The organism is Luteibacter aegosomatissinici (assembly GCF_023078495.1).
GTDB lineage: Bacteria > Pseudomonadota > Gammaproteobacteria > Xanthomonadales > Rhodanobacteraceae > Luteibacter > Luteibacter aegosomatissinici.
The window spans coordinates 4,792,211-4,814,078 of sequence record NZ_CP095742.1 but is presented as its reverse complement, the minus strand read 5'-3'; the positions used below and the strand labels follow the sequence as shown (position 1 = coordinate 4,814,078).

The following is a 21,868-nucleotide window of genomic DNA, read 5'->3' as shown; positions in this document are numbered from 1 at the left end:
CCACGATGCTTGAACACCTGATCGTCTGCCGCCACGGCGAAACCGAATGGAACATAGCGCGCCGGGCGCAGGGCAGGGCCGATAGCCCGCTTACTGCCGCCGGCATCGAGCAAGCGCAGGCCCTGGGTCGGGCGCTCGCGGCGCGCGGCATCGAGCATGTTGTGTCGTCCACCCTGGGCCGTGCCTTGCACACCGCCGAAATCGTCGCCGGGATCGCGGGCTGTACCGTCTCGGTCGATGAGCGCCTGGTCGAACGTTCCTTCGGCGAACTCGAGGGCCAGAACTTTGATGCGATGGCGCTGGATCCGGTCTGGACGGCCGTCGTGCGCTGCACGGATCCCGATGCCACGGCACCCGGCTCCGAGTCGCTGCGCGAGGTCGCCGCCCGGGTCATGGCCGCGCTCGACGATGCGCTTACGCTCCCCTATCGCAACGTGGCCGTCATCACGCATGGCCAGTCCATCTCCGCGTTGCTGGGCACGCTGCATGGCAGCGCCGACTTCTCGACCTTCCGCCATGGCAATTGCGGCTACACGCCGATGCATGTGCGCGAGGGAACGTTGCAGGTCGATGCCTGGAACCTGGATCCGCTTGCCGTGGCAAAGGCAGAGACCGCGGCCTGAGCGGCCTGGCGCGGCGCTTCGACCGCCGCGCTCACGACGGGCGTTTTCATGGAGAGGAAACGCACACTGTCACATATCAGAAATAATTGATTTAGAACGGATTTCTAAAGTAAGAAGGACGGCTGCCGTTAACCGGTCAGTTCCCCGGCCATCCCGCCATGCCCAACAGCCAGCCGCCTGCCAACCGCGAACCGTCGCCGATCGAGCAAGTGCTCTCCGGCGCGGCGCTATCGGCCGTGTTCCAGCCGGTCATCCGCGTGGATGATGGCGAGGTGGTGGCCTATGAAGGGTTGATCCGTTGCGCCGCGCCGCAGCTGGAACTCACCCCTACCGATCTGCTCGATCTGGCGCGCGCCCGCGGGCGGCTGGGCGAGTTCGAACTCATGGCCGCGCATCGCGTCGCCGAGCGGTTCGTTGCGCTTGGTCTGCCGGGCCGGCTACTGGTGAACCTGAGCGCGCAGGCGGTGATGCACGAAGGCCTGGGTGCCGATGACGTCATCGCGGCGCTCTCGGTGCCGGGGCTCGATCTTGGCCGCGTCACCATCGAACTTACTGAGCGTGACATCGTGGAGAACGCCGCCCGGCTTGCACACGCGCTGGGCTTCCTGCGTGCGCGCGGCGTGCGCATCGCACTGGACGACTTCGGCAACGGCCATTCGAATTTCGAGATGTGGAACGAGATCCACCCCGAGGTGGTGAAGATCGATCGCTACCTGATCAACGGTCTGGCCAGCAGTGCCGAGCGGCTCGCCATCGTCCGCGCGTTGTGTTCGGTGGCGGAGACGCTGGGTGCTGACCTGGTCGGCGAGGGCGTGGAGGACGAGGCCGACTTGCGCATGCTGCGCGAGCTTGGCATTCCGTATGCACAAGGCTTTCTCATAGCACGGCCCTCCAGCGAGCCGGCCGGCGATATTGCGGAACACCTGGCCAGCGCCTTTGCACGCACGCACGTACCTGTGCCGCCACAACCGGTCGGCCCGGTGTCGGCCCGGCCATTCACCGCAGGGCATATGCTGGTGGAAGCGCCGCCGGTTGCCCCCCGGCAAAGCAACGATGACGTGGCCGACATCTTCGTCGCACATCCCCGTCTGCACGCCGTGGCGGTGGTGGATGCCGGCGTACCCGTCGGCATCATCAACCGCCGCACCTTTACCGAACGCATGGCGCAGCCGTTCGCGCGGGAGCTGTATGGCCGCAAGCCCTGCACGAGTTTCATGCACGCCGAGCCCCTGGTTTGCCCGGAGGACATGCCGTTGCAGAGCATGGCCGATATCCTGCGTGGCGAAGACCAGCGTTACCTCAGCGATGGATTCGTCATCACGTCGGGCGGGATGTATCTCGGCCTGGGGACTGGCGAATCGCTCGTGCGTCGTGTCACTGAAATCAGGGTGGAGGCGGCGCGTTATGCGAACCCGTTGACCTTCCTGCCGGGCAACCTCCCGGTCACCGAACATATCCACCGCTTGCTACAGGCGGCGCGCCCCTTCGCGGTTGCCTACTTCGATCTGGATAACTTCAAACCCTTCAACGACCAGTACGGCTACTTCCGTGGCGATGAAATGATCCGGTTGCTGGCCGGCGTGCTCACGGGTGACCTGCGCCAGGACGCAGACTTCGTCGGCCACATCGGTGGCGACGATTTCATGGTGGTGTTTCAGGGCATGGACTGGCCTGCGCGCTGCGATGCCATGCGTCAGCGTTTCAACGCAAGTGCCGGTGCGCTGTTCGATGAAGGCGACCGCGTGCGTGGCGGCATCGATAGCGAAGACCGCCACGGGCACCGCCGCTTTTTCCCCATCACCACGGTGGCCGTCGGCGTGGCCTGCTTCGGTGACGCGTTCCCCGCCGATGCCGAAATGGTCGCCAGCCTGGCCGCATCGGCCAAGCGCGTGGCCAAGAATGCGCAGCTCGGCATGCACGTGGTCGAGTGGCGAAACGATGCCGACATCCTCGCGCCACGAAGAATTCAACTCACTGAAATAAAAGAGTAATTTTGCGAGTCGGCGCTAAAGTTGCCGAATTTGCGGCCGATGCCGGGGTATCCCCAACCGCTCCGAGCACCGCCATGCGCCTCCCCCAGGCCACCTTGCCCACGCTGACGCTTCGCACCCGTCTCGCCCTCCGCCTTGCCGGTACGATCCTGTTGCTACTCGCCCTGTGGATCGTCGGCGGCGTGCAACTGCGCCAGGCCAACGCCCGTTTGCAATCGGTGGTCGGCGAAACCCTGGCCCCGGTCGCCGCCGTCGGCCACATCCAGAACGACTACAACGACCTGCTCGACGCGCTGGTGCACGCCACGCTCGCCAAGCTGCCGTCCGCCACCGACGACGCGGTGACGGCGATTGGCGCGAACCGGCACGACATCGACAAACAGTGGAAGGAACTGGAAGCCAGCGGACTTGGCCAACAACAGAAGAAGCTGGTGGCCCTCGCGGCCGAGCATCGCAAGGCGGCCGATGCCGCTGTCGATGGGGTGGTCGAATTGTTGAAGGCGGAGCAGTACGAGATCGCGCCGCTGCAGCTCTCCAACGACGTGCAGTCGGCGGTGGGTCCGCTGAAGAGTGACTTCTCCAACCTGTTCCAGCTGGCGCTCGCCGGTGGCAAGGCGGAGGCGGATGCGCAGCAGGCCGCGGTGAGCCACGGTGCCGTCCTTTCCGCCGTGCTTCTGGCTATCGCGCTGCTGCTCGCCAGTGTCGTCGATATCGCCATCATTCGTTCGCTGCACCGTCGCCTCCGCCAGGCCACCGGGGTCGCCGCAGCGATCGCGCGTGGTTCACTGGGCACGGCGATCGATGTGGGCCGCGATGATGAGATTGGTCAGCTCCTGTCCTCGTTGTCCGCGATGGATGCGCAGCTCGGCAACGTCGTGGTGCAGGTCCGCGATCGTGCCGATCACGTTGCCAGCGCCGCTAGCGGCATTGCACGCGGTAACGATGCATTGAACGACCGCACGCGCACGCAGGCCGAACACCTCGAACACACCTCGACCTCCATGCGCGACATGGCCGAAGCCGTACGTGGTGGACTCGGTCATGCCACGGCCGCCAACCAGGCCGTCATGGAAGCGCGCACGATGACCGACGAAGGCCACCGGGTGGCGATGGATGCGGTGGAGAACATGCGCGCCATCCGCCAGACCAGTGAACGCATGGGCGAGGTGCTCGATCTCGTGGACCAGGTGGCCTTCCAGACCAACCTGCTGGCGTTGAACGCGGCGGTAGAAGCCGCCCGCGCGGGCGAGCATGGCCGCGGCTTCGCGGTGGTCGCCCATGAAGTGCGCGAACTGGCACAACGCTGCGGCATGGCCGCACGGGATATCCGTGCATTGATCGGTGCCAGCGACGAGGCCGTGCAGGCCGGTGTCGCCTCGGTCGATCGCGCCGGCGCGGTCCTGTCCGGCATCGGCGAACGCGTCGGCGCGCTCTCGGCCATGGTCGCCGACGTCATGGCGGCCACGCATGGCCAGACCCAGGGCATCGAACGCGTCAATGGCGCCATCGTCATCATCGACGAAACCACCCGCGAGAACGCCGCCCTGGTGGAGCAGGCCGCCTCGGCCAGCCGGGCCATGCGCGAAAGCGCTGAGATCCTTCGCCGCGAAGTGGCTTATTTCACGCTGGAAGCCGCCTGACGCTTACGTCCATGCCGCCTTGTGAAGCGTATGCGCGGGCAACGCATATGCGACTGCCCGCCGCATCATCGCCGGGCTGACGTAGCGCCGGTGCACGCCACGGATGGCGCGGATGTACAGGCGCCCGAACGCGTTATGGCAGCGAACGCGAGTGCCCATGGACACGTCGACGCGGCCATCGGTGATCCGCACGGCGACACACGAGCGGAAGCGCAGGTGCCGATCGTTCGCGCCAAGGATGACCTGGGCGTACGAGCCATCGGGGGAGACGTATTGCGTATGCACCGGGAAGCGGCCGGCAAAGACATGCTTATCCACCGGCCCAAGCAGCGAGGACACCGGGCAACCCAGATGCGAGGTGCGCAAGCCAAGCGGCTTCACCAGTGCATTGCGCAGCGCCATCAAATGCGAGACACCGCGTGGTGGATCGTTGACGAAACCCTCGAGCACGTCGGCAAGCAGTATCTCGGCACGCACGCCACATGGCTGGCGCTGCGATACCGCCAGCCGAAATGCATCTTCGTGGTCGAAGCCCTCTGCCAGCTCCGCATGGAGCAGGGAATCCGGGTCGGGCCCATCGAGCTCAACCACCGTCTGCCAACCCAGCGTCTCGCGCAGGAAGCCACCCGCGTGGCCGAGTGCAGCAAGCCTCGCGCGCAACGTGCCGACGATACGCCGTGCGAAGCCGCACAGCTTTACCTGCAACGAATCCGGCGCGGCCTCGAGCGCCAGCGCCATGAGCGGAACGTGCAGCTGATCGGGCGGCGTGTGCGCCATCCACGCCTGGACGGCGGCCGGTAGCACCTCGGTCAGGGCGGGGATGCTTGCTTCCCCATCCATCACCTTCTGGCGCAATGCCGGGTCGAGCTCACCGCCCAGTTCGTTGGTGTGGCAGGACAAGGCGAAGAACGCGGGGTGCTGGCTGCGCGGGTTCAGCGGCAGGAACTGGTGCCAGGTGCCGCCGCCAAAGCGCACGGTGAACAGGCAATCGGGCGGAATGCTCACGTGGCGTAGCAAGCGGGCGAAGTTCGCAGGGTCGGCCGCGAGGTCGTCCGCCGTGGCCGTGCTGAAGCGGAGCAGGGCCCCGCCGCTGCCGGATACCGCCGTAAAGACGCGATGGCCGGCATGGCGATGGAACGGGTGGCCCTTGGCGCCGACAGCGAAGGTGTACAGCGACGTGGTATCACCCTGCGCCAGGTGCATGCCGCCCAGCTGGGCGGAAGGCTCATCCAGCTCATCGATGAAGGAGGGATGGGCGCGCTGGCGGGCCTGGGCCGAAGCGACAAGCTGGCTGCCCGCGCCGTGGCCCAGCTGGGCAATCAGGTTCACCTCGACCGGCAACCCACCCTGCGCGGGCGTGATGGTGGCCGATGGAAACGATGCGGTGGCATGCGAACGGTACGACATGGAAACCCCTCCCTTTCCGATGGCGCGCTGCGCCGCTTAGCCCGTGGTCTTCTTCGCGGCGATACGGCGTGATTCGCGCTTGAGTGGCTTGCCCACCGGGCAGATCTCGAAGGCGAAGCCGGTAAGCGTGTTGACCAGGCTGTCGCGGTTGAGCTGGTAAACCACGTATTGCCCGCGCTTCTCACTGCTCACCAGGCCTGCGCTTTCCAGCACGGAAAGGTGCCGGGAAATGGAGGGCGCACTCATGTCGAAGCGGCTGGCGATCTCACCGGCGGTCATCTCGGTGGCCGAGAGGTAGGCGAGGATTTCCCGGCGTGGCCGGGAGGCGAGGGCTTCGAAGACCTGGTCGATGGCCATGTATGCTTCGTTAGTTAGCAAAGTTGCTAATTATCTAAGCGCGTATCGCCGTTCCCGTCAAGTGCCCGGCGTTTCCGGGCAGCCGGCTCAGGTCAACGAACCGCCTTGAGCGTCTTGTACAGGGTGGCGCGCGATACGCCGAGCACCTGGGCAATGTAGTTCGCGGCGTGGCGTATATCGAACAATCCACGCGACGCGAGCACACGCACCAGGGCCTCACGCTCGGAAAGTTCCAGCGCCGCGAGGCTGGTGCCACGCTCACCGAGGAACTGGCCGACCAGGTCGTTGACCTCCTCGCGCCAGTCTTCGCGAAACAGTGCCGCCGGCCGTGGTGCATCGTCGGCGAAGCGCAGGAAGTCCTTCAGCGTGCCCTGCATCGCGGCGAACATCGATACATCGAGGTTGATGCACATCAGGCCCGTCGGCTTGCCGCGGCCGTCACGCAGGACGGCCGTCACCGATTTCATCGGGCGGCCATCCGCGTTCGTCTTGGGATAGGGCCCGATCACGGTGTCATCGGCCGCTGGCAACTCGCCGATATCGTTTAGCGACGGATCGCCCACCGCGCGCCGCGACAGGCGATTGGCGATGTGCCGGATCGTGCCGTTGCCAAGGTCGTGCACGACGACCTCGGCGTGGGGCTTCAGTAGTGCGGCCACCGCGTCGGCGACAGGGATAAACGGGGCAAGCGAATCAGGCATGCCCCGGATGATCCCATGGCGAGATTTTTTGTCCAGCCGGTTGTCTCGCTCAGTAGTCCAGCTTCGGGTACCAATCGGGCTTCCGGCCCTCCGGCGTGCTGTCGAGGATCGTCCACAACGGCATCAGGTCCGGCGCGCCGCGTGGGTCCTGCCCTGGGTCCGATGTATCGAAGTTCATCTCACCTGCCCAGAAATGACGCACCGTGCCATCGCGGCGGGTGAACACGTTGAACGCCGGGATATCGTTGCCCTGGTCGAGCGCGTAGTAGTCGCGGCTGAAGTTGCCGTTGGTATCGGTGAAGAAGCGCAGGTGCTGCCAGCCACGCGAGCGTGCAAAGGCCTGCATGCGCTCCAGCGGCGAGCGCGAAATCACCACCAGCGCCACGTTCTGTTCGACATCGCGCGCCTCGCCATCCCATGACGACAGCAGCGAGGTACACATGGGGCAGGGCTTTTCGCGCTGTGGGCCAAACATCCAGCTGTAGGTCACCAGGGTCTGCTTGTCGCCGAACAGCCCCGCGAAATCGACCGGGCCGTCCGCTCCGATGAACTGGTAGTCGCCAATGACTTCGCCGCCCGGCGGCAGCGCGCGGCGCTGCTCCGCCACGCGCTCGATTTGCCGGCGAAGCTCGATTTCTTCGGCAAGCAGGGCCGTGCGTGCGGCACGATAAGCCGCGCTTTCATTCGGCATGCGCATGGGGCTGCGCGCGGCCAGTTCGGCGGCAGGAATCAGGGGTTGTGCACTCATGGGGTACTCCTGTTAGTCGCGGTCGGGCGCGCCAAGGGGGAATAGCGCGCGATAAGGGCGGGCCTCGTCCACGGCCCGGGCGAACGAAGGGCGTGCAAGGAGGCGCCGGCGGTACGCATGCACGTGGGCGAACGCGGGATCGATCGGGTGCGTCCAGTCGGCGTAGAACAGCGAAGGTGCGGCACCGCAGTCGGCCAGGCTGAAGGCCTCGCCCACGGCCCAGGTGCGGGCCTCCATGTAATGGTCCAGCCAGGCGTAGGCGACATCGAGCATGCAGGTCGATTGCTTCACCCCATAGGCATCGTGCTCATGGCCCGGGCGCAGCGCGTTGCCGACGACGGCCTGCAGGGGCGTGGAAATGTAGTTGTCGAAGAACCGGTCCAGGCTGCGCACATCGAGGGCCGCCTTCGGATCGGCCGGCAGCATGGGCGCCGGGCCGGGATGATAGAGCTGCAGGTACTCGATGATGGTGCTGGCCTCGGTCACCACCCGCTTGCCATCCACCAGCACCGGAAACCGCTTGAGCGGCCAAAGATCGGCGAACTCCGCGTAAATCTCCGGGTGATCCGGCGAAAGCATCTTCCAGTCGAACGCCGTGCCGTTTTCGTACAGGGCAACCAGCGCCTTCTGGCAGTACGACGAGAAGGGGTGGGCGTACAGCTTCAGCGTCACGGGCAGTTCCTCGCTACGAACGTGGGCTCTCCTCCTTCGTCGAACGGGCCGTGGCGTTTTCGACAAACCGCCTTGCTATGCTCGGCACGACACGGAGGAACCATGAAGATCGCGATCGTGGGCTACGGAACGGCGGGGCAGGCCAGTGCCATCCTGCTCGCCGGGCAAGGGCATGAGGTTACCGTTTTCGAGAAGAGCCCGTCGCTGGGGCCGGTAGGCGCGGGTTTCCTCCTACAGCCGACCGGGCTGGCCGTGTTGTGCCGGCTGGGGCTGGCGGACAAGGCCCAGGCGCTGGGCCAGCGTATCGATGAGCTGCACGGCTGCACGCCGCGAGGCCGTGCGGTCATGGCCATGCGCTACCGTGACCGGCGCGAAGGGTGTTTCGGCCTGGGCATGACACGCGGCGCGCTATTCGAGTTGCTGCGTGGCGCACATGCGGAAGCGGCGAGCGTGCGCACCGGCGTGCGTATCGAAAGCTACGACCCCGCGACGCACACGCTCAGGGACGATGCCGGCACCGAACATGGCCCGTTCGACCTGGTGGTGGCCGCCGATGGCGCCCACTCCGCGCTGCGGCCGCACTGCACGGGCAACGTTCGTCGCGCCGCCCTGTATCCGTGGGGCGCGGTGTGGTGCCTGCTGCGCATCGACGACTGGCCCTCGCCGCATACCCTGTTGCAGCGTTACGCCGGCACGCGCGCCATGATCGGCATGCTGCCGGCGGGCACGCGCCCTGGCCATGACGGCCAATGGGTCACGTTCTACTGGAGCCTGCCGGGCACGGCCGTTGAGGCGTTCGACGACGCGGCCGTCGCGGCGATGAAGGAAACCGTCCATGGCATCTGGCCGGAGATCTCACCGCATCTGGCACACCTGCAACGTGCTGACCAGCTCAACCGCGCCCGCTATCGCGATGTGCTGCTGAAGGCGCCACACCATGAGCGCCTGGTCGTGATCGGCGACGCCGCCCATGCCATGAGCCCGCAGTTGGGCCAGGGCGTGAACATGGCGTTGCTCGATGCGGCCGCGCTCGCCGACGCACTGGCGGCGCATGCATCGCTCAGCAAGGCACTCAAGGCCTACCGCCGCGAGAGACATGCCCACGTGCGCATCTACCAGCGCATGAGCCGCTGGCTCACGCCCCTGTTCCAGTCCGACTACACCGCCCTCGGATGGTGCCGCGATGCCGTGTTCGGGCCGCTGGGCCGCGCCCCGGGTGCACGGCAAGCCATGCTCAGCATCCTTACCGGCGAGGCGGGCCACCGGCGCACCATACCTTTGGCTGAAAGCCATCCGCCGGCCGATGAAGGTAACCTCGACGCCCAAAGCACCCAGGGAGTTTCCGCATGACCCGCCTGCTCGCCAGCCTGGCTTTGTTCCTGGCCATGGCCACCACCGCCAGTGCTGCCGTGCCCTCGTGGGGTGCGAAGCAATCCAGCCCCGCTGATACGCCACCCTCGGCACTGAAGCCGGGTGAGTGGATATGGGGTGGCGCGCCCATGGCGCCGGGCCCGATGGCGGTGATCGTGAGCCTCACCGAGCAGAAGGCTTACGCCTATCGCAACGGCATCCTTGTTGGCGTGACCACGGTGAGCACGGGTAAGAAAGGCCATGAGACGCCGACCGGTGTGTTCACGATCCTGCAGAAGGACAAGGACCACAAGTCCAACGTGTACAACGCTGCGCCCATGCCCTACCAGCAGCGCCTGACCTGGGATGGCGTGGCCCTGCACGCGGGCGGCTTGCCCGGCTATCCGGAATCGCACGGTTGCGTGCACATGCCCACCGAGTTCGCGAAGCTGTTGTTCGAAGCCACCAACATGGGCATGACCGTGGTCGTGGCCGAAGAAGGCACGGCACCGGTCACCGTGGTTCACCCCAGCGCGGTGATTCCCATCGATCCGCGCAATGGCAAGGATCTGACCGTCGCGCCGTTGATGAACGGCTCGATGTACAGCTGGAACCCGGAAGCATCACCCACCGGTCCGATCTCCATGGTGCTCAGCGTGCCCGACCAGCGCGTGATCGTGCTGCGCAACGGCATCGAGATCGGCCGCGCGAAAGTCGAGGTGAGCAACCCGCTTGTCGGCACGCATGCCTATATCGTCTCGCAGGGTTACATGGCCAACTCGGCCACCCGCGAAGGCCTGCGCATGCCCAACTGGATCACCATCGGCATTCCCGGCCACGGTGACGAAGCCGGCAAGGTGGTGGATGAGGCGCTTGCCGACCGTGTCGCGGCACCGCGTGAGTTCATGGAAAAGATCCTGCCCGAGCTGAAGCCCGGCGATGTGCTGCTCGCCACCGACGAGCGCATCCTGCCCTCCACTACCGGGCCCAAACTCCAGGTCATCGATTCCAACCCACCGGAACGCGCGCCTTAATATCAAGTTCTGATTTAGCATCGAGGCGAATGGGGCGCATGCAGGGATGTGGATGCCGGATCTTCACGACATCAAGAAACACCTTCAGCAGTCGCTTGGCGATGGGTTAATGGTCGTCATCGGGTCGGGCTTGTCGTGTGCCGAGGGATTGCCAAGCATGGGGGCGCTTGCGTCGTTTCTTAGTGCTCACATCGGCAAAGATCTGGATGCCGAAGATCGAGTAGCTTGGGATAATATCGCGCCCCTCCTCAAGGACCTCGGGTTAGAAGCAGCGCTGCTGAAAAGTCCTCCCACGGCAACACTTGAAGCTCACATAGTGCGCCTTACAGCAGCGTACATCGCTGAGGCAGAGGCTAGAGTGTTGCAGCAGGTCGTGGCAGAGGGCCGAGAGCTAGCGTTTACTCGGCTACTCGGGCATCTCGTAAAGCCGGCGACGGGAATTCCCGTTGTTACGACAAACTACGATCGGCTGATTGAGTACGCGACCGAGTACGCGGGCGTAGGCGTAGATACCATGTTCGCTGGCTCGATTGTCGGCCGCCTCGATGAGCGTGAAAGCAGAATGGGGCTATGCCGCGAGCTCGTTCTGCGCTCGAAGATTCCAGTTCTCGTCTACAAACAGCGAATTACGCTGTTCAAGCCCCATGGAAGTCTCGACTGGTATCAGATTGCTGGCGAACCACGTCGAGTCAGTATAGCGGTCGACGCGCCGCGCCTAATTATCACTCCAGGCCTCAATAAATTTAGAAATGGCTACGAGAGCCCGTTCGATAAGCACCGTGATAGAGCTAACACTGCAATCGATCGTGCGGCCCGGTTTCTTATTATTGGGTAAGGCTTTAACGACGATCACTTGGAGACTCATTTGCGGCCTCGCATCGAGGCAGGCATCCCGTCGATCATGCTCACTCAAACACTGTCAGAGAACGCGCGCACGCTCGCGATCAATTGCAGGCGAGTTACTGCGCTAAGTGCGGCGCGAGTGGATGGAATTGACGGAACCGAAATCATTCGTGACGGAGAGATCGCTTTCTTAGAAGGTGTCGATCTGTGGAGCCTAAAGTCATTCATAACCGAGGTCCTTGAGCCATGAAAGAGGTTGCGCTCCAATTTGCCGACGAGAGCAAGGTTGGCGTTGTTGATGCAGTAGACACGAGCCGTGTCTCGATATCCGTTAGTAACTCAGATCTTCTGACGCGGGTCGGAATTGGCCAGCTCATCGCAATCAGAGGTGCAACAGAGTCCGAGCTTCTAATAGCGATCACCGAACGCGTAACACGCTCTCTTCGAGAGGGCCTGGCGTCTCCATCGGACGACTCCGAGGACCCGAGTCTGGATTTGGTGACGGTGGATGCAATTCAAGCCGCGTTGATCGGGATATATCGTTCCGTTGACGGGACGAATGCAAACACATTCAAGAGGGGGGCGGATAGCTTTCCACAGATTGACAGAGACTGCTTCATAATTGATGCAGCCAATCTTCAGAGATTCATGGGGATCTTGGGTGAGGGCTTCGAGCCAGAAGAGCGGCTGAAGATTGGGCGATTTGTCATTGATGCAACCGCCGATGCAATCATCAATGGGGATAAGTTTTTCCAGCGACACGCCGCAATATTAGGTAGTACCGGGTCTGGAAAAAGCTGGGCGGTCGCGTTAATTCTCGAGAAGGCGGCGAGACTGAAATATCCGAATATCGTAGTGCTAGATATGCATGGGGAGTACACGCCGCTTGCGCATTCTGATAAGCCTATCGCCCGGAGATTTCGCATTGCTGGACCTGGCGATATTGGAAAAGACGCCGACGATGTGATCTTTCTACCCTACTGGTTGCTGAATCGGGATGAGATGCTTTCAATGATTCTAGATCGAAGTGACCAGAATGCACCGAATCAAGCATCTCGATTTACAAGCCATGTGAGGAAGCTGAAAGGCGACACCCTTGCAAAGGAGAAGAGAGAGGATGTCCTTCGAACGTTTACGGTCGACTCTCCTATCCCGTACGACATTAGGGAGCTTGTCGCCTTGCTCACTAAGGACAATACGGAAAAGGGAGTTGGCAAGACGAATCAGCCTGTTAAGGGTGAGTGGGAAGACAAACTGACTCGATTCATATCTCGACTAGAAGCAAAGCTTGAGGATCGCCGGTACGGATTTATGTTTGCTCCGCCGGGTCGAGTGAACGAGTACGAGTGGCTGTCAGACGTTGCGAAGATGCTTCTCACGAGCGAGCCGCGCGGTATAAAGGTTATTGACTTCTCTGAGGTCCCGTCGGATGTCCTTCCGGTTGTTACCGGCACCTTCGCAAGGCTGCTGTACGACATTCAATTTTGGATGCAGCCCTCGGCGAGGACGCCAGTAACCCTCTTATGCGATGAGGCGCACCTATACTTGCCGACTAGAGACGATGCGGATGTGGTTCAACGGCAGGCATTGCAGGTATTCGAGCGAATAGCGAAGGAAGGGAGAAAGTACGGATTCTCACTGCTCGTGGTTAGCCAGAGGCCGTCGGACGTGAGCAGGACGATACTTAGTCAATGCAATAATTTCCTATCATTGAGACTAACGAATGACACAGATCAGGCAGTAATTAAGCGGCTGATGCCCGACTCTCTCGCTGGTCTGACGAGTTTCCTGCCGCTCCTGGATACGGGCGAGGCGCTTCTACTGGGCGACGCGGTTCTTCTGCCTACAAGGATTAAGCTTGATGTGCCGCAGGTAGCTCCGGATAGCGCAACTCGCGATTTCTGGAAGGAATGGGGAGCGCGGGCGCCGAGCGCTGACGCGCTTGTAGCCGCAGTGGAGTCGCTTCGGAGTCAATCTAGGCAATGAGCACAGGAGATTCTTGCGAGGGGGTAAAGGAGTGATCAGATTAATCTTGTTTCGGTCTAGCCGAGAGCAATTTCGTTCGATGCTCGATGCAGAGGCAATTCGCCATGACGAGATTCTCACGTTTTCCGCCGCTCCGATGGCGAGCGCGGCGAGTGAGATATTGTACGCGGCGTCCGGAGCCGTTCCTTGGGCCTCAATTGCGGCGGTTACTGTCGCGTGGATTCGATCGAAGGCGAGCCGGAAGGTCATTGTGACTCTAACGGATGGAACGGTTGTTCATGCAGAGGGCCTGTCCGTCAAAGAATTAGAGTCGGTCCTAGATAAAGCTGAAACGATGGCGGTCTTCGATACGAAGGCAGAAAAATGAGGGTGGGGTGCACGCACCCACCCTCACGAAACGGTTCAATTAGGTAATGGCAACGAAATTGGATTTGCCTTGATGCTGGCGCTTAGTGCCGGGAATGGATCCACGCCGGTCTCGTCCGTGATGTCCTCGATCGACACCACCGTGCACACAGGTGTATCCACATTCGTACAACGCCACGCCGCTGCACCACCGGCCGCGGGATCGTAGATCGCCTTCCACGTGTAATTCGGCACCACGACGGCGTCGTCGCCGATGGTATCCGGCGTGGCGCCGTCAAATCCCGGCCCTGTCACAACGTAAATCTCACCATCATCCAGCACCATGTTGCGCAGGCTGGTCTCGATCCGCTCCCACTTGCCGGTGTTCAGTGTGTGGTTCTGCGGCACCATGTTCGCCAGCGAAAAGCTCTCGCGCTGCGCCGTCGCATTGGGTTCATCACCACTGGGTGTCATGTGGCCACGGTCGTAGCCGCTGCCTTTGTAATCGGCGAGTTCGGAGCGATCCTCTTCCGGTATCCCGGTTTCCGCGTGGAACGCATCCTTGCGCGGCGTGTTCTGCGCATCGTCGATCTGCTGCGCGGTGAGGTGTTCGGCGGACCACAGCGGGCCCTTGGTGACGCCGGATGCAATGAGCGAGTACGCGTTGAAGCAAAGCGTGGTGGTGCGCTCGGCAAGTGATGTATCGATCAGGTCGGGTGCCTGCGACCCCTGGAACAACTGCGGGCACGATGACTCGGAGGCATGTGCCGCACCGGCGAGCACAAAGACGACGACGGCGCAAAATGCGCGCGCATGGCGTTTGAACATGGTGCTGTTCCCCAAATGGACGCGGAGTCCCCTGTTCGCGAGCCCGGACAAGGTGCCATGTTCATGTGACGGTTGGGGCCAACATGTACGCGATGAAGTGCGACCGCGGTCACGCTTATGCACTTATCAATCGTTTGTTCAGCGATCGAAGCCGTTTTCGCCTATCGCATCGGCAAGGTAATTCACGAACGATGCGATGCGCGCGGAAATCGCGGTGTTGCGGTAGTACACCGCATTGATCGGCTGGCGATGCTCGATGTTTTGCTTCGCCAGCACCTCCACCAAGCGGCCCGCCTCGCGGTCTTCCCAGGTCATGAAATCGGAAAGGCAGACGATGCCGTTACCGCCCAAGGCCAGATGACGCAATGTCTCGCCGCTGGACGATGAAATCGTGGGCTTGATGTGCACGGGCTGGCGCTGCGTATCGAGCAGCGGCCAGTCGTTGAGTGAATCCGGCTCGGTGAAACCCAGTAGGGCATGCGAAGCCAGGTCGGCGACCTTGCGTGGCGTGCCGTGCTTCTCCAGATACGCCGGGCTGGCGAACAAACGTATCCGGCTACTGCCGATCGGCTTGGCGTGCAGCGTCGAATCCTTCAGGCGGCCGATGCGCAGCGCCACATCCGTACGGCGTTCGAGCAGATCGATGTAACCCTCGCTGGTATGCAGCTCCAGCTCCACATCGGGGAAGCGCTCGCGGTAACCCGCCACAAGCGGTGCCACCACGTGCAGCATGAACGGTGTGGCCGCATCGACGCGCAGGCGACCCGCTGGCCGCGCACGCCGTGTCGCCATGGCTTCCTCGGCACCCTCTACCGCCGCGACGATATCCCGGGCGCGCTCGAGGAACGCTTCGCCTTCGTCGGTCAGCTCAATGCGCCTCGTCGTGCGGCGGATCAACGTGGTCTGCAGCTTCTGTTCCAGCCGCCCCAGCGTGCGGCTGGCGGCCGACACGGTCTGGTCGAGTTGTTGGGCGGCGCTGGTGATCGAGCCGGTATCGACCACGGCGATGAAGTTCTGGATCTCGTCGAGCGTGATGTTCATCGTTGCGTTCGCGGTAAGTGTGATTCGCTTATACGCGGCTTTTTTGTCAAAGGTAAGCCCCGGAGAATGCGCCCATCGCAACCCTATGAGGCAACCGCGCATGGCACTTCCCCGCTTCGGCCTGGGCACCTTCCGGCTCACTGGCCAATCCGTCATCGATAGCGTCACCACGGGCCTGGAGCTCGGTTATCGTGCGATCGATACCGCACAGATCTATGGCAACGAAGCCGAGATCGGCGAGGCCATCGCCGCGTCCGGCGTACCGCGCGATCAGCTCTACCTCACCACCAAGATCTGGATCGATAACCACGCCCCTGACAAGCTGGCGGTGAGCCTGGAAGAAAGCCTGGCCAGGCTGGGCACGGACCGGGTGGACCTGACGCTGATCCATTGGCCAGCGCCTGGCCACGCGGTGCCCCTGGAACAAACGATCGAAGCCTTGGCTAAGGCCAAATCAGCCGGCCTGACTTGCGCCATCGGCATCAGCAACTTCAACATCGACCAGACCCGCCGTGCCATCGGGGTGGTGGGTGAGGGTGAACTGGCGACCAACCAGATCGAGCTAAGCCCCTACCTGCAGAACCGGAAGCTTGTGGCCTTCCTCGAATCGCGCGGTATTGCCGTCACCTCCTACATGACACTGGCATATGGCAAGGTGCTGAAAGAGCCGGTACTGGAGACCATCGCGCGCAAGCACGAGGCTACCGTGGCGCAGGTTGCACTGGCATGGGCACTCCAGCGCGGCTTCGCAGTAATTCCATCCTCGACCCGCAGGGAAAACCTCGCCAGCAACCTGCTGGCCCAGGATCTCGAACTCTCGCACGAGGACATGGCGGCCATCGCGATGCTCGAACGCAACGGGCGTGAGGTGAATCCGGAAGGTCTCGCTCCCGTTTGGGATGACTGATTGCCGGCAGAAGGCAGATAAAAAAACACCGGCCGAAGCCGGTGTTTCCGCCCCAAGCACGATCGCAATGCTGCGCGCACAAGGGGAACGTCGTGGGGATATCTTGCCTATCGTGGGCTAGATGGGCAAGTCAGGGAATGGCGACGCATTGTGTAGGCGCTACCCCCGCCAGGCGTCCATGCGCCATCCCCTGGGAGAGGCTTCCAGGCTCAGTGAGAGGTTGACTGCGTTTAGGAAGTGAACGTCATGCGAGATGATTAGCAAGGCGCCAGAATATTCTCGCAGCATGGCCTCAACAGCCGTCGTCGAGGCGAGGTCCAAGTGGTTCGTCGGCTCATCCAGCAACAACAGTTGCGCGGGTGGCGTGGCGAGAAGCGCCAGGGCGAGCGCAGACTTCAGGCGTTCACCGCCGCTTAGCCGGGATGCCGGTGTGGTGATGGTGGCGGTATCGAGGCCGAGCAGGGCGAGCCTTGACCGCAGTTCGCCTTCCGGAATTCCTGGCGCCGCATCCATGAGTTGGGAAAGTACGTTTCGTTCTGGATCGAGCTGCGTCAGGCGTTGGTCCAGTCGCGCAAACGGTACGAACACATCCGCCGTGCCGGAGGCGGGTGCGATCTCACCTGCCAGGACTTTCAGGAGTGTGGACTTGCCGCTGCCATTGGGGCCCACGATGCCAATGCGTTGTGCGCCGCTGATCGTGACATCGATCTGCCGTAGATGAGGTGGTCCCCATGGCAACACCACATCGGCAAGGCGTGCGACGCGACCCTGAGCTGTCGATGCGCCGGGCGCCCGTAGAACAACGTCCGCGCCGCGCCCGCCGGCCGCGACGGCCGAGGCAACACGTTGCCCCACGCGCTCGCGCGTCTCTTCGGCCTGCCCGCGTAAGCGGGCCGTGGTCGCCTCGCTCTTTTCCTTGCGCCGCCCGAGGAGGATGGGCGCGAAGTTTGCTGTCTTTCCTTCGCGATCACCGCGTGCGCTACGCCGCGCTTGCCGTTCGGCCTGCTCGCGCAGGGCTTCTTCACCGCGCCGTCGTTCGGCTCGTGCATTGGCAAGTTCGCGACATGCTGCTTCGCGCTCGCGCGCGATCTGGTCAGCGTAGAAGTGATAGCCACCACCGAACGAGCGCAGGCCTGCCGGCGAAAGCTCCAGCGTGCGCTCCATCGTCCCGAGCAGCGCGCGATCATGGCTGATCACCAACAGGCCGCCTTGCCAGGAGGCGAGCCATGCCATGAGCGCGGTGCGGTTCGGGCCGTCGAGATGGTTGGTGGGTTCATCGAGAATCAGGTAGCCCGCGCCGGAGAGCCTCGCGCCGAGTAATGCGACGCGCATGGCTTCACCACCGCTGAGTTGCGCCGTGGGCGTATGGGCATCGAGGTTGCCGAGGTTGGCGTCGTCGAGCGCCTCTGCCAGCCGGGAGCGCATGTCCCACGCATCACCCACGGCATCGAAGTCGGTCTGTTCGACGCCTCCGCTTTCAATACGGTCAAGGCTGGCGAGAATCCGGTCGAGGCCAGCAAGCGACGCCACCGTGCCACCGCCGACATCGGCCTGCTGCGCCAGGTAGTGCACGGATACACCGCGTTCGCAGCGGCCTGAACCGGGCGGGAGCTGCCCAGCGCACACCCGTGCAAGCACCGATTTACCCACGCCATTGCCGCCAACGAGGCCGGTCGGCCGCGCGTCGAGCGTTTCATGCAGGTCGTGGAAGAGGGTCCGGCCATCCGGCAGGACAAACGAGACGCCGTCGAGCGTCAGGAGGGATCGCGTCATGGATATCACCAGGCATGCCGTGCACTCCCCGCGGAATACGGGGCGGGAGGAGGGCTGGCCGTCAAAGGACGGCGGGCATTACTGGCGCATCGGACGCACACCTAGGTAGAACGAGAGGAGGGCGCATTGTAGCGCGCCCTCCTGAACGATCCCGTGGCGAAGGTCACGGGGTGTTGGATCAGCTACGGCTGATCGATGCGCCGCCATCGACCAGCGACGCGGTGCCGGTCACGAACGATGAATCGTCCGAGGCCAGGAACAGCGCGGCCTTGGCCAGCTCATCCGGGGCGGCCACGCGGCGTAGCGCGTGCAGGCGGTACATGTACTCCTGCGATTCCGGCGTGTTGTTCATTTCCAGGTACATGTCGGTTTCCACCGCGCCCGGCAGCACCGCGTTCACGCGGATGTTGTTCGGGCCGTACTCGGCAGCGAGCGCCTGGGTCAGGCCGACTACGCCGGCTTTGCTCGCCGCATACGCGGCGGTGCCGGGGAAGGCGAAGGAGTAGCCGACGAAGGTGGACGTGAAGATCACTGAGCCGCCACCGTTCTTCAGCATCTGCGCGATCTGGTGTTTGGCGCCAAGGAACGAGCCGGTCAGGTTGATATCGATCGCCTGGTTCCAGCCCTCTTCGCTGACATCGGTGGACGGGCCGGTCTGGCCGAGCGTACCGGCGTTGTTGAACGCGATATCAAGACGGCCGTAGCGGGCCACGGCAAGGTCAACCAGCGCCTTCGCGTAGGCCTCCTCGCGGACATCGCCAGCGAGGGCCACGGCGTGGCCACCGGCCGCTTCGATTTCAGCGACGAGCGACTGCAGCTCGGCCTCACGGCGGGCACCGACGACGACGCGGGCGCCCTCCGCGGCAAACAGCTTGGCCGTGGCACGGCCGATACCGGAACTGGCACCGGTGACAATGGCAACTTTGTTGGCAAGGCGGGACATGGCGTAACTCCGGGTGGATTTGAGGATGGAGATACGATGCGCCGCGGCCTGCGGATTGTCGTTCCATGCGCCGGGTGGGAACGTTCGACCGGATCGAACGTGACGACACGCATGCACGGAAAGGCGCATGCTATGCGCTTTCACCTTTGTGACGACGCGCATGCGAGCCATCGATTTCAGCGATTTTGGAGCCGCCTCGGTCCTGCATCTGGCAGATCTGCCCGAACCGGCCGTACGGCCGCATGACTTGCTGGTACGGGTACGCGCCGCCGGCGTGAACCGCGCGGATGTACTCCACCGCGAGGGCTACTACGGCCGCTCGGATTTCGGCGATTCCACCCTCATGGGCCTGGAGATCGCGGGCGAGGTGGTGGCGATGGGCAGCGAGGTGCGGCAGTGGCGGCTCGGCGACCGGGTCATGGGTATCGTCGGCGGCGGCGCGTATGCCGAGTTCGCGCGCATCGACTACCGCATGGCCATGGCGATCCCTGGCGGGGTCGATTATGTGCAGGCCGCCGCCATACCCGAAGTATTCGTCACGGCGCATGAAGCCCTCGTACATCTTGGCCGCCTGGTTGCGGGTGAAAGTGTGTTGATCCACGCCGCGGCCAGTGGCGTCGGCTCGGCGGCGGTGCAGCTGGCCAAGGCTTGCGGTGCACGTGTGTTCGCCACGGCGAAAGGCGCGAAGCTCGAGCGCGTGCGTGAGCTGGGTGCGGATGTCGGTATTGATTACACGACGACGGACTTCGCGCAGGCGATCCAGGAGGCGACCAACGGGGATGGCGTTGACCTCATCGTCGATTTCATTGGCGCGCCGTATTTCGAGCGCAACCTGGCGTCGCTCGATTTTGGTGGCCGCCTGGTGCAGGTCGGATTGCTGGGCGGCAGCGAGATGCCCGCGCTTGACCTGCAGCGATTGCTCTACCGCCACCTGCACATCTTCGGCACGGTGATGAAAACCCGCTCGCAGCCAGAGAAGCAGGCGATGACCAAGCGCTTCCGCGACACGTGGCTGGACCACTTCGCGAATGGCGAAATGCATCCGGTGGTGGATAGCGTGTTCCCGCTGGCGCAGGCCGCCGCGGCGCATGAGCGCATGGAAAGCAACGAAAGCGTCGGCAAGATCGTGCTGACACCGTGATCCCCTGACGATCTGCGGCCCTTGTAGGAGCGCGCTTGCGCGCGATCCACGATTCCCGCGAGCACCCATCGCGCGCAAGCGCGCTCCTACAGGTTGGGGTCGTCGTGGTTGGCGGGTTCGTTCAGTAGCCAGGCCAGGCGTTCCAGGCCGTGCTTCAGCTGCGAGCGTTCACGCATGCCGCCCAGGGATATGCGTATGGCTTCCGTCGTCGGCGTGGTGGCGGAGAAGGCTTGCGATGGCGTGACGGCCAGGCCTTCCGCCCGGGCGGCGCTGGCCAGGGCTTGCGCGGTCCAATGCGGGGGAAGCGGCACCCACAGGTGAATGCCTTCGCCTCGCGTAAAGGGATCAAGCCGCAGGGTGTTCACCGCCATACGACGGCGCTCATCGGCTTCGGCGCGTACGCCATCGACGATATGGGCGGCCGTGCCATCCTGGATCCATTGCGTGGCCAGCGATGTCATCACCGGCGTGGACATCAGCGCCAGCGCACTCAGGCTGTGGAGGAACGACGCACGCGCTTCGCCGTCCGGAACCACGACGTATGCCGTGCGCAGCCCCGGCGTGAGCGACTTGGAAAGCGTGGCGACGTAGTACGTGTGCCCGGCGACGCGTGCGGCCAGTGGCGCGGGCGCCTGGGTGGCCAGCGGCCAGTAGGGATCATCCTCCACGAAGACCAACCCATGCCGGGTCGCTACGCTCGCCAGGGCATCACGGCGCGTGGTGCCCATGGTGGTCGCTATGGGGTTGCGCAGCGTCGGATTGAGATAAGCCACGCGCACGCCTTGCTGGGCGGCTTGCCCGAGCGCCTCGGGCAACATGCCCTCGGCATCCGCCGCCAGGGGAAGGATGTGTCGACCAAGCTGCCCGGCCGCGCTCAGGAAACCCGGATAGATCAGCGGTTCACAGGCGATGCTTTCACCGGGTGCAGTCAGCGTGAGCAGCAGCGCGGAGAGCGCCACCTGCGCGCCTGGCGAGATCACGACCCGTTCCGGATCGACCTTACCCAGCGGGCCGGCCAACCAGGCCGCACCGGCCCGGCGATCGGCCGGGGTGCCCCCACCGGGGTGGTAGCTCATCAGCGCGTGCGTTTCGCTATGCGTAAGCACCTGCTCGAAGCCCCGCCGCAGCAGGTCGCCCAGGTCGACGCCAAGCGGCGGGGGCGGGAGGTTCATGTCCAGGTCGAGCCGCTGCACGGTATCGAAGCGTGGCGCGGAAACGAACGAACCCATGGCGCCACGCGCGTGCAGCAGGTTGCGCTCGCGTGCTTCGGCATAAGCGCGGGTCACGGTGGTGAGATCGACACCCAGTGCGCGGGCCAGCTCGCGCTGCGGCGGCAACCGGTCCCCCGCGCGCAACCGGCCATCGGCGATGGCGTTCTCCATGAACCGCACGATCTGCAGGTAACGCGGGCCAGGTTCATCCAGTGCGACGCGCCAGTCAGCCTGTTGTAGGGACATTGTCCGCGCCACCTGCCGCCAGCGTTTGGGTATTCCGGGCGCCTAGTATGCGCCCCAACCCCGACGCGCCGCCTGCATGGG

The 21,868-nt window shown here is 63.7% G+C and carries 20 protein-coding genes; 10 read left to right on the top strand and 10 right to left on the bottom strand.

The features are described from left to right. Window positions 1–5: 5 nt before the first annotated feature. The 3 genes from L2Y97_RS21540 to L2Y97_RS21530 all read left to right on the top strand — a co-directional run bounded on the left by L2Y97_RS21540 (window position 6) and on the right by L2Y97_RS21530 (window position 4,254). Window positions 6–623, top strand: a complete 618-nt coding sequence (locus L2Y97_RS21540) for a histidine phosphatase family protein (protein WP_247430857.1) — start codon at window positions 6–8, stop codon at window positions 621–623. Window positions 624–781: 158 nt separating this feature from the next. Next, window positions 782–2,614, top strand: coding sequence for a GGDEF domain-containing protein (locus L2Y97_RS21535; RefSeq protein ID WP_247430854.1), 1,833 nt, complete (start codon window positions 782–784; stop codon window positions 2,612–2,614). Between the two features lie 74 nt (window positions 2,615–2,688). Then, window positions 2,689–4,254 (top strand): methyl-accepting chemotaxis protein, encoded by a 1,566-nt coding sequence (locus L2Y97_RS21530; RefSeq protein ID WP_247430851.1) that lies wholly within the window; start codon window positions 2,689–2,691, stop codon window positions 4,252–4,254. 3 nt (window positions 4,255–4,257) lie between these two features. Here the strand turns inward: L2Y97_RS21530 and L2Y97_RS21525 are convergent, their stop codons facing one another. From L2Y97_RS21525 to L2Y97_RS21505, 5 genes are all read right to left on the bottom strand, one after another. Further along, window positions 4,258–5,661 carry a DUF2867 domain-containing protein gene (locus L2Y97_RS21525; RefSeq protein ID WP_247430849.1) on the bottom strand — a complete coding sequence of 468 codons (1,404 nt, stop codon included), beginning with the start codon at window positions 5,659–5,661 and terminating at the stop codon, window positions 4,258–4,260. 36 nt (window positions 5,662–5,697) lie between these two features. Then, window positions 5,698–6,018 carry a metalloregulator ArsR/SmtB family transcription factor gene (locus L2Y97_RS21520; RefSeq protein ID WP_247430846.1) on the bottom strand — a complete coding sequence of 107 codons (321 nt, stop codon included), beginning with the start codon at window positions 6,016–6,018 and terminating at the stop codon, window positions 5,698–5,700. Window positions 6,019–6,110: 92 nt separating this feature from the next. Beyond that, window positions 6,111–6,719 carry a helix-turn-helix transcriptional regulator gene (locus tag L2Y97_RS21515; RefSeq protein WP_247430843.1) on the bottom strand — a complete coding sequence of 203 codons (609 nt, stop codon included), beginning with the start codon at window positions 6,717–6,719 and terminating at the stop codon, window positions 6,111–6,113. Window positions 6,720–6,768: 49 nt separating this feature from the next. Further along, on the bottom strand, window positions 6,769–7,467 hold the full coding sequence (locus L2Y97_RS21510; protein WP_247430840.1) for a DUF899 family protein: 699 nt from the start codon (window positions 7,465–7,467) through the stop codon (window positions 6,769–6,771). A 12-nt stretch (window positions 7,468–7,479) separates the two neighbouring features. Further along, window positions 7,480–8,139, bottom strand: a complete 660-nt coding sequence (locus tag L2Y97_RS21505; protein ID WP_247430837.1) for a glutathione S-transferase family protein — start codon at window positions 8,137–8,139, stop codon at window positions 7,480–7,482. A gap of 102 nt (window positions 8,140–8,241) precedes the next feature. Here L2Y97_RS21505 and L2Y97_RS21500 point away from each other — a divergent pair, with 102 nt between their 5' ends. From L2Y97_RS21500 to L2Y97_RS21480, 5 genes are all read left to right on the top strand, one after another. Further along, window positions 8,242–9,489, top strand: coding sequence for an FAD-dependent oxidoreductase (locus L2Y97_RS21500; protein WP_247430835.1), 1,248 nt, complete (start codon window positions 8,242–8,244; stop codon window positions 9,487–9,489). After that, window positions 9,486–10,523, top strand: coding sequence for a L,D-transpeptidase (locus L2Y97_RS21495; protein ID WP_247430832.1), 1,038 nt, complete (start codon window positions 9,486–9,488; stop codon window positions 10,521–10,523). The genes L2Y97_RS21500 and L2Y97_RS21495 overlap by 4 nt, the downstream gene beginning before the upstream one ends. Window positions 10,524–10,575: 52 nt before the next feature. Next, window positions 10,576–11,358, top strand: coding sequence for an SIR2 family protein (locus tag L2Y97_RS21490; RefSeq protein WP_247430829.1), 783 nt, complete (start codon window positions 10,576–10,578; stop codon window positions 11,356–11,358). 254 nt (window positions 11,359–11,612) lie between these two features. Continuing rightward, a complete protein-coding gene (locus L2Y97_RS21485; RefSeq protein ID WP_247430827.1) occupies window positions 11,613–13,352 on the top strand; it encodes an ATP-binding protein in 1,740 nt (579 codons plus the stop codon). A 79-nt stretch (window positions 13,353–13,431) separates the two neighbouring features. After that, a complete protein-coding gene (locus tag L2Y97_RS21480) occupies window positions 13,432–13,719 on the top strand; it encodes a hypothetical protein (protein WP_247430825.1) in 288 nt (95 codons plus the stop codon). A 35-nt stretch (window positions 13,720–13,754) separates the two neighbouring features. On the opposite strand, the gene L2Y97_RS21475 is transcribed toward L2Y97_RS21480, so the two are convergent. Both L2Y97_RS21475 and L2Y97_RS21470 read right to left on the bottom strand, forming a co-directional pair. Beyond that, window positions 13,755–14,525: a DNA/RNA non-specific endonuclease gene (locus tag L2Y97_RS21475; RefSeq protein ID WP_247430822.1), complete on the bottom strand. Its 771-nt coding sequence runs from the start codon at window positions 14,523–14,525 to the stop codon at window positions 13,755–13,757. Window positions 14,526–14,663: 138 nt separating this feature from the next. Next, window positions 14,664–15,566, bottom strand: coding sequence for a LysR family transcriptional regulator (locus L2Y97_RS21470; protein WP_247430819.1), 903 nt, complete (start codon window positions 15,564–15,566; stop codon window positions 14,664–14,666). Between the two features lie 100 nt (window positions 15,567–15,666). Here L2Y97_RS21470 and dkgB point away from each other — a divergent pair, with 100 nt between their 5' ends. Continuing rightward, the gene (gene dkgB, locus L2Y97_RS21465) at window positions 15,667–16,473 is read left to right on the top strand and encodes a 2,5-didehydrogluconate reductase DkgB (RefSeq protein ID WP_247430817.1); all 807 of its coding nucleotides are present in this window, start codon (window positions 15,667–15,669) and stop codon (window positions 16,471–16,473) included. Window positions 16,474–16,632: 159 nt separating this feature from the next. Here dkgB and L2Y97_RS21460 read toward each other — a convergent pair whose 3' ends face one another. Both L2Y97_RS21460 and L2Y97_RS21455 read right to left on the bottom strand, forming a co-directional pair. Beyond that, on the bottom strand, window positions 16,633–18,246 hold the full coding sequence (locus L2Y97_RS21460; protein ID WP_247430814.1) for an ABC-F family ATP-binding cassette domain-containing protein: 1,614 nt from the start codon (window positions 18,244–18,246) through the stop codon (window positions 16,633–16,635). Between the two features lie 178 nt (window positions 18,247–18,424). Then, window positions 18,425–19,189, bottom strand: a complete 765-nt coding sequence (locus L2Y97_RS21455; RefSeq protein ID WP_247430811.1) for an SDR family oxidoreductase — start codon at window positions 19,187–19,189, stop codon at window positions 18,425–18,427. Window positions 19,190–19,349: 160 nt separating this feature from the next. Between L2Y97_RS21455 and L2Y97_RS21450 the strand changes: the two genes are divergently transcribed. Beyond that, on the top strand, window positions 19,350–20,330 hold the full coding sequence (locus L2Y97_RS21450; protein ID WP_247430808.1) for an NAD(P)H-quinone oxidoreductase: 981 nt from the start codon (window positions 19,350–19,352) through the stop codon (window positions 20,328–20,330). An 86-nt stretch (window positions 20,331–20,416) separates the two neighbouring features. On the opposite strand, the gene L2Y97_RS21445 is transcribed toward L2Y97_RS21450, so the two are convergent. Next, window positions 20,417–21,787: an aminotransferase-like domain-containing protein gene (locus L2Y97_RS21445; protein ID WP_247430806.1), complete on the bottom strand. Its 1,371-nt coding sequence runs from the start codon at window positions 21,785–21,787 to the stop codon at window positions 20,417–20,419. Between the last annotated feature and the right edge of the window lie 81 nt (window positions 21,788–21,868).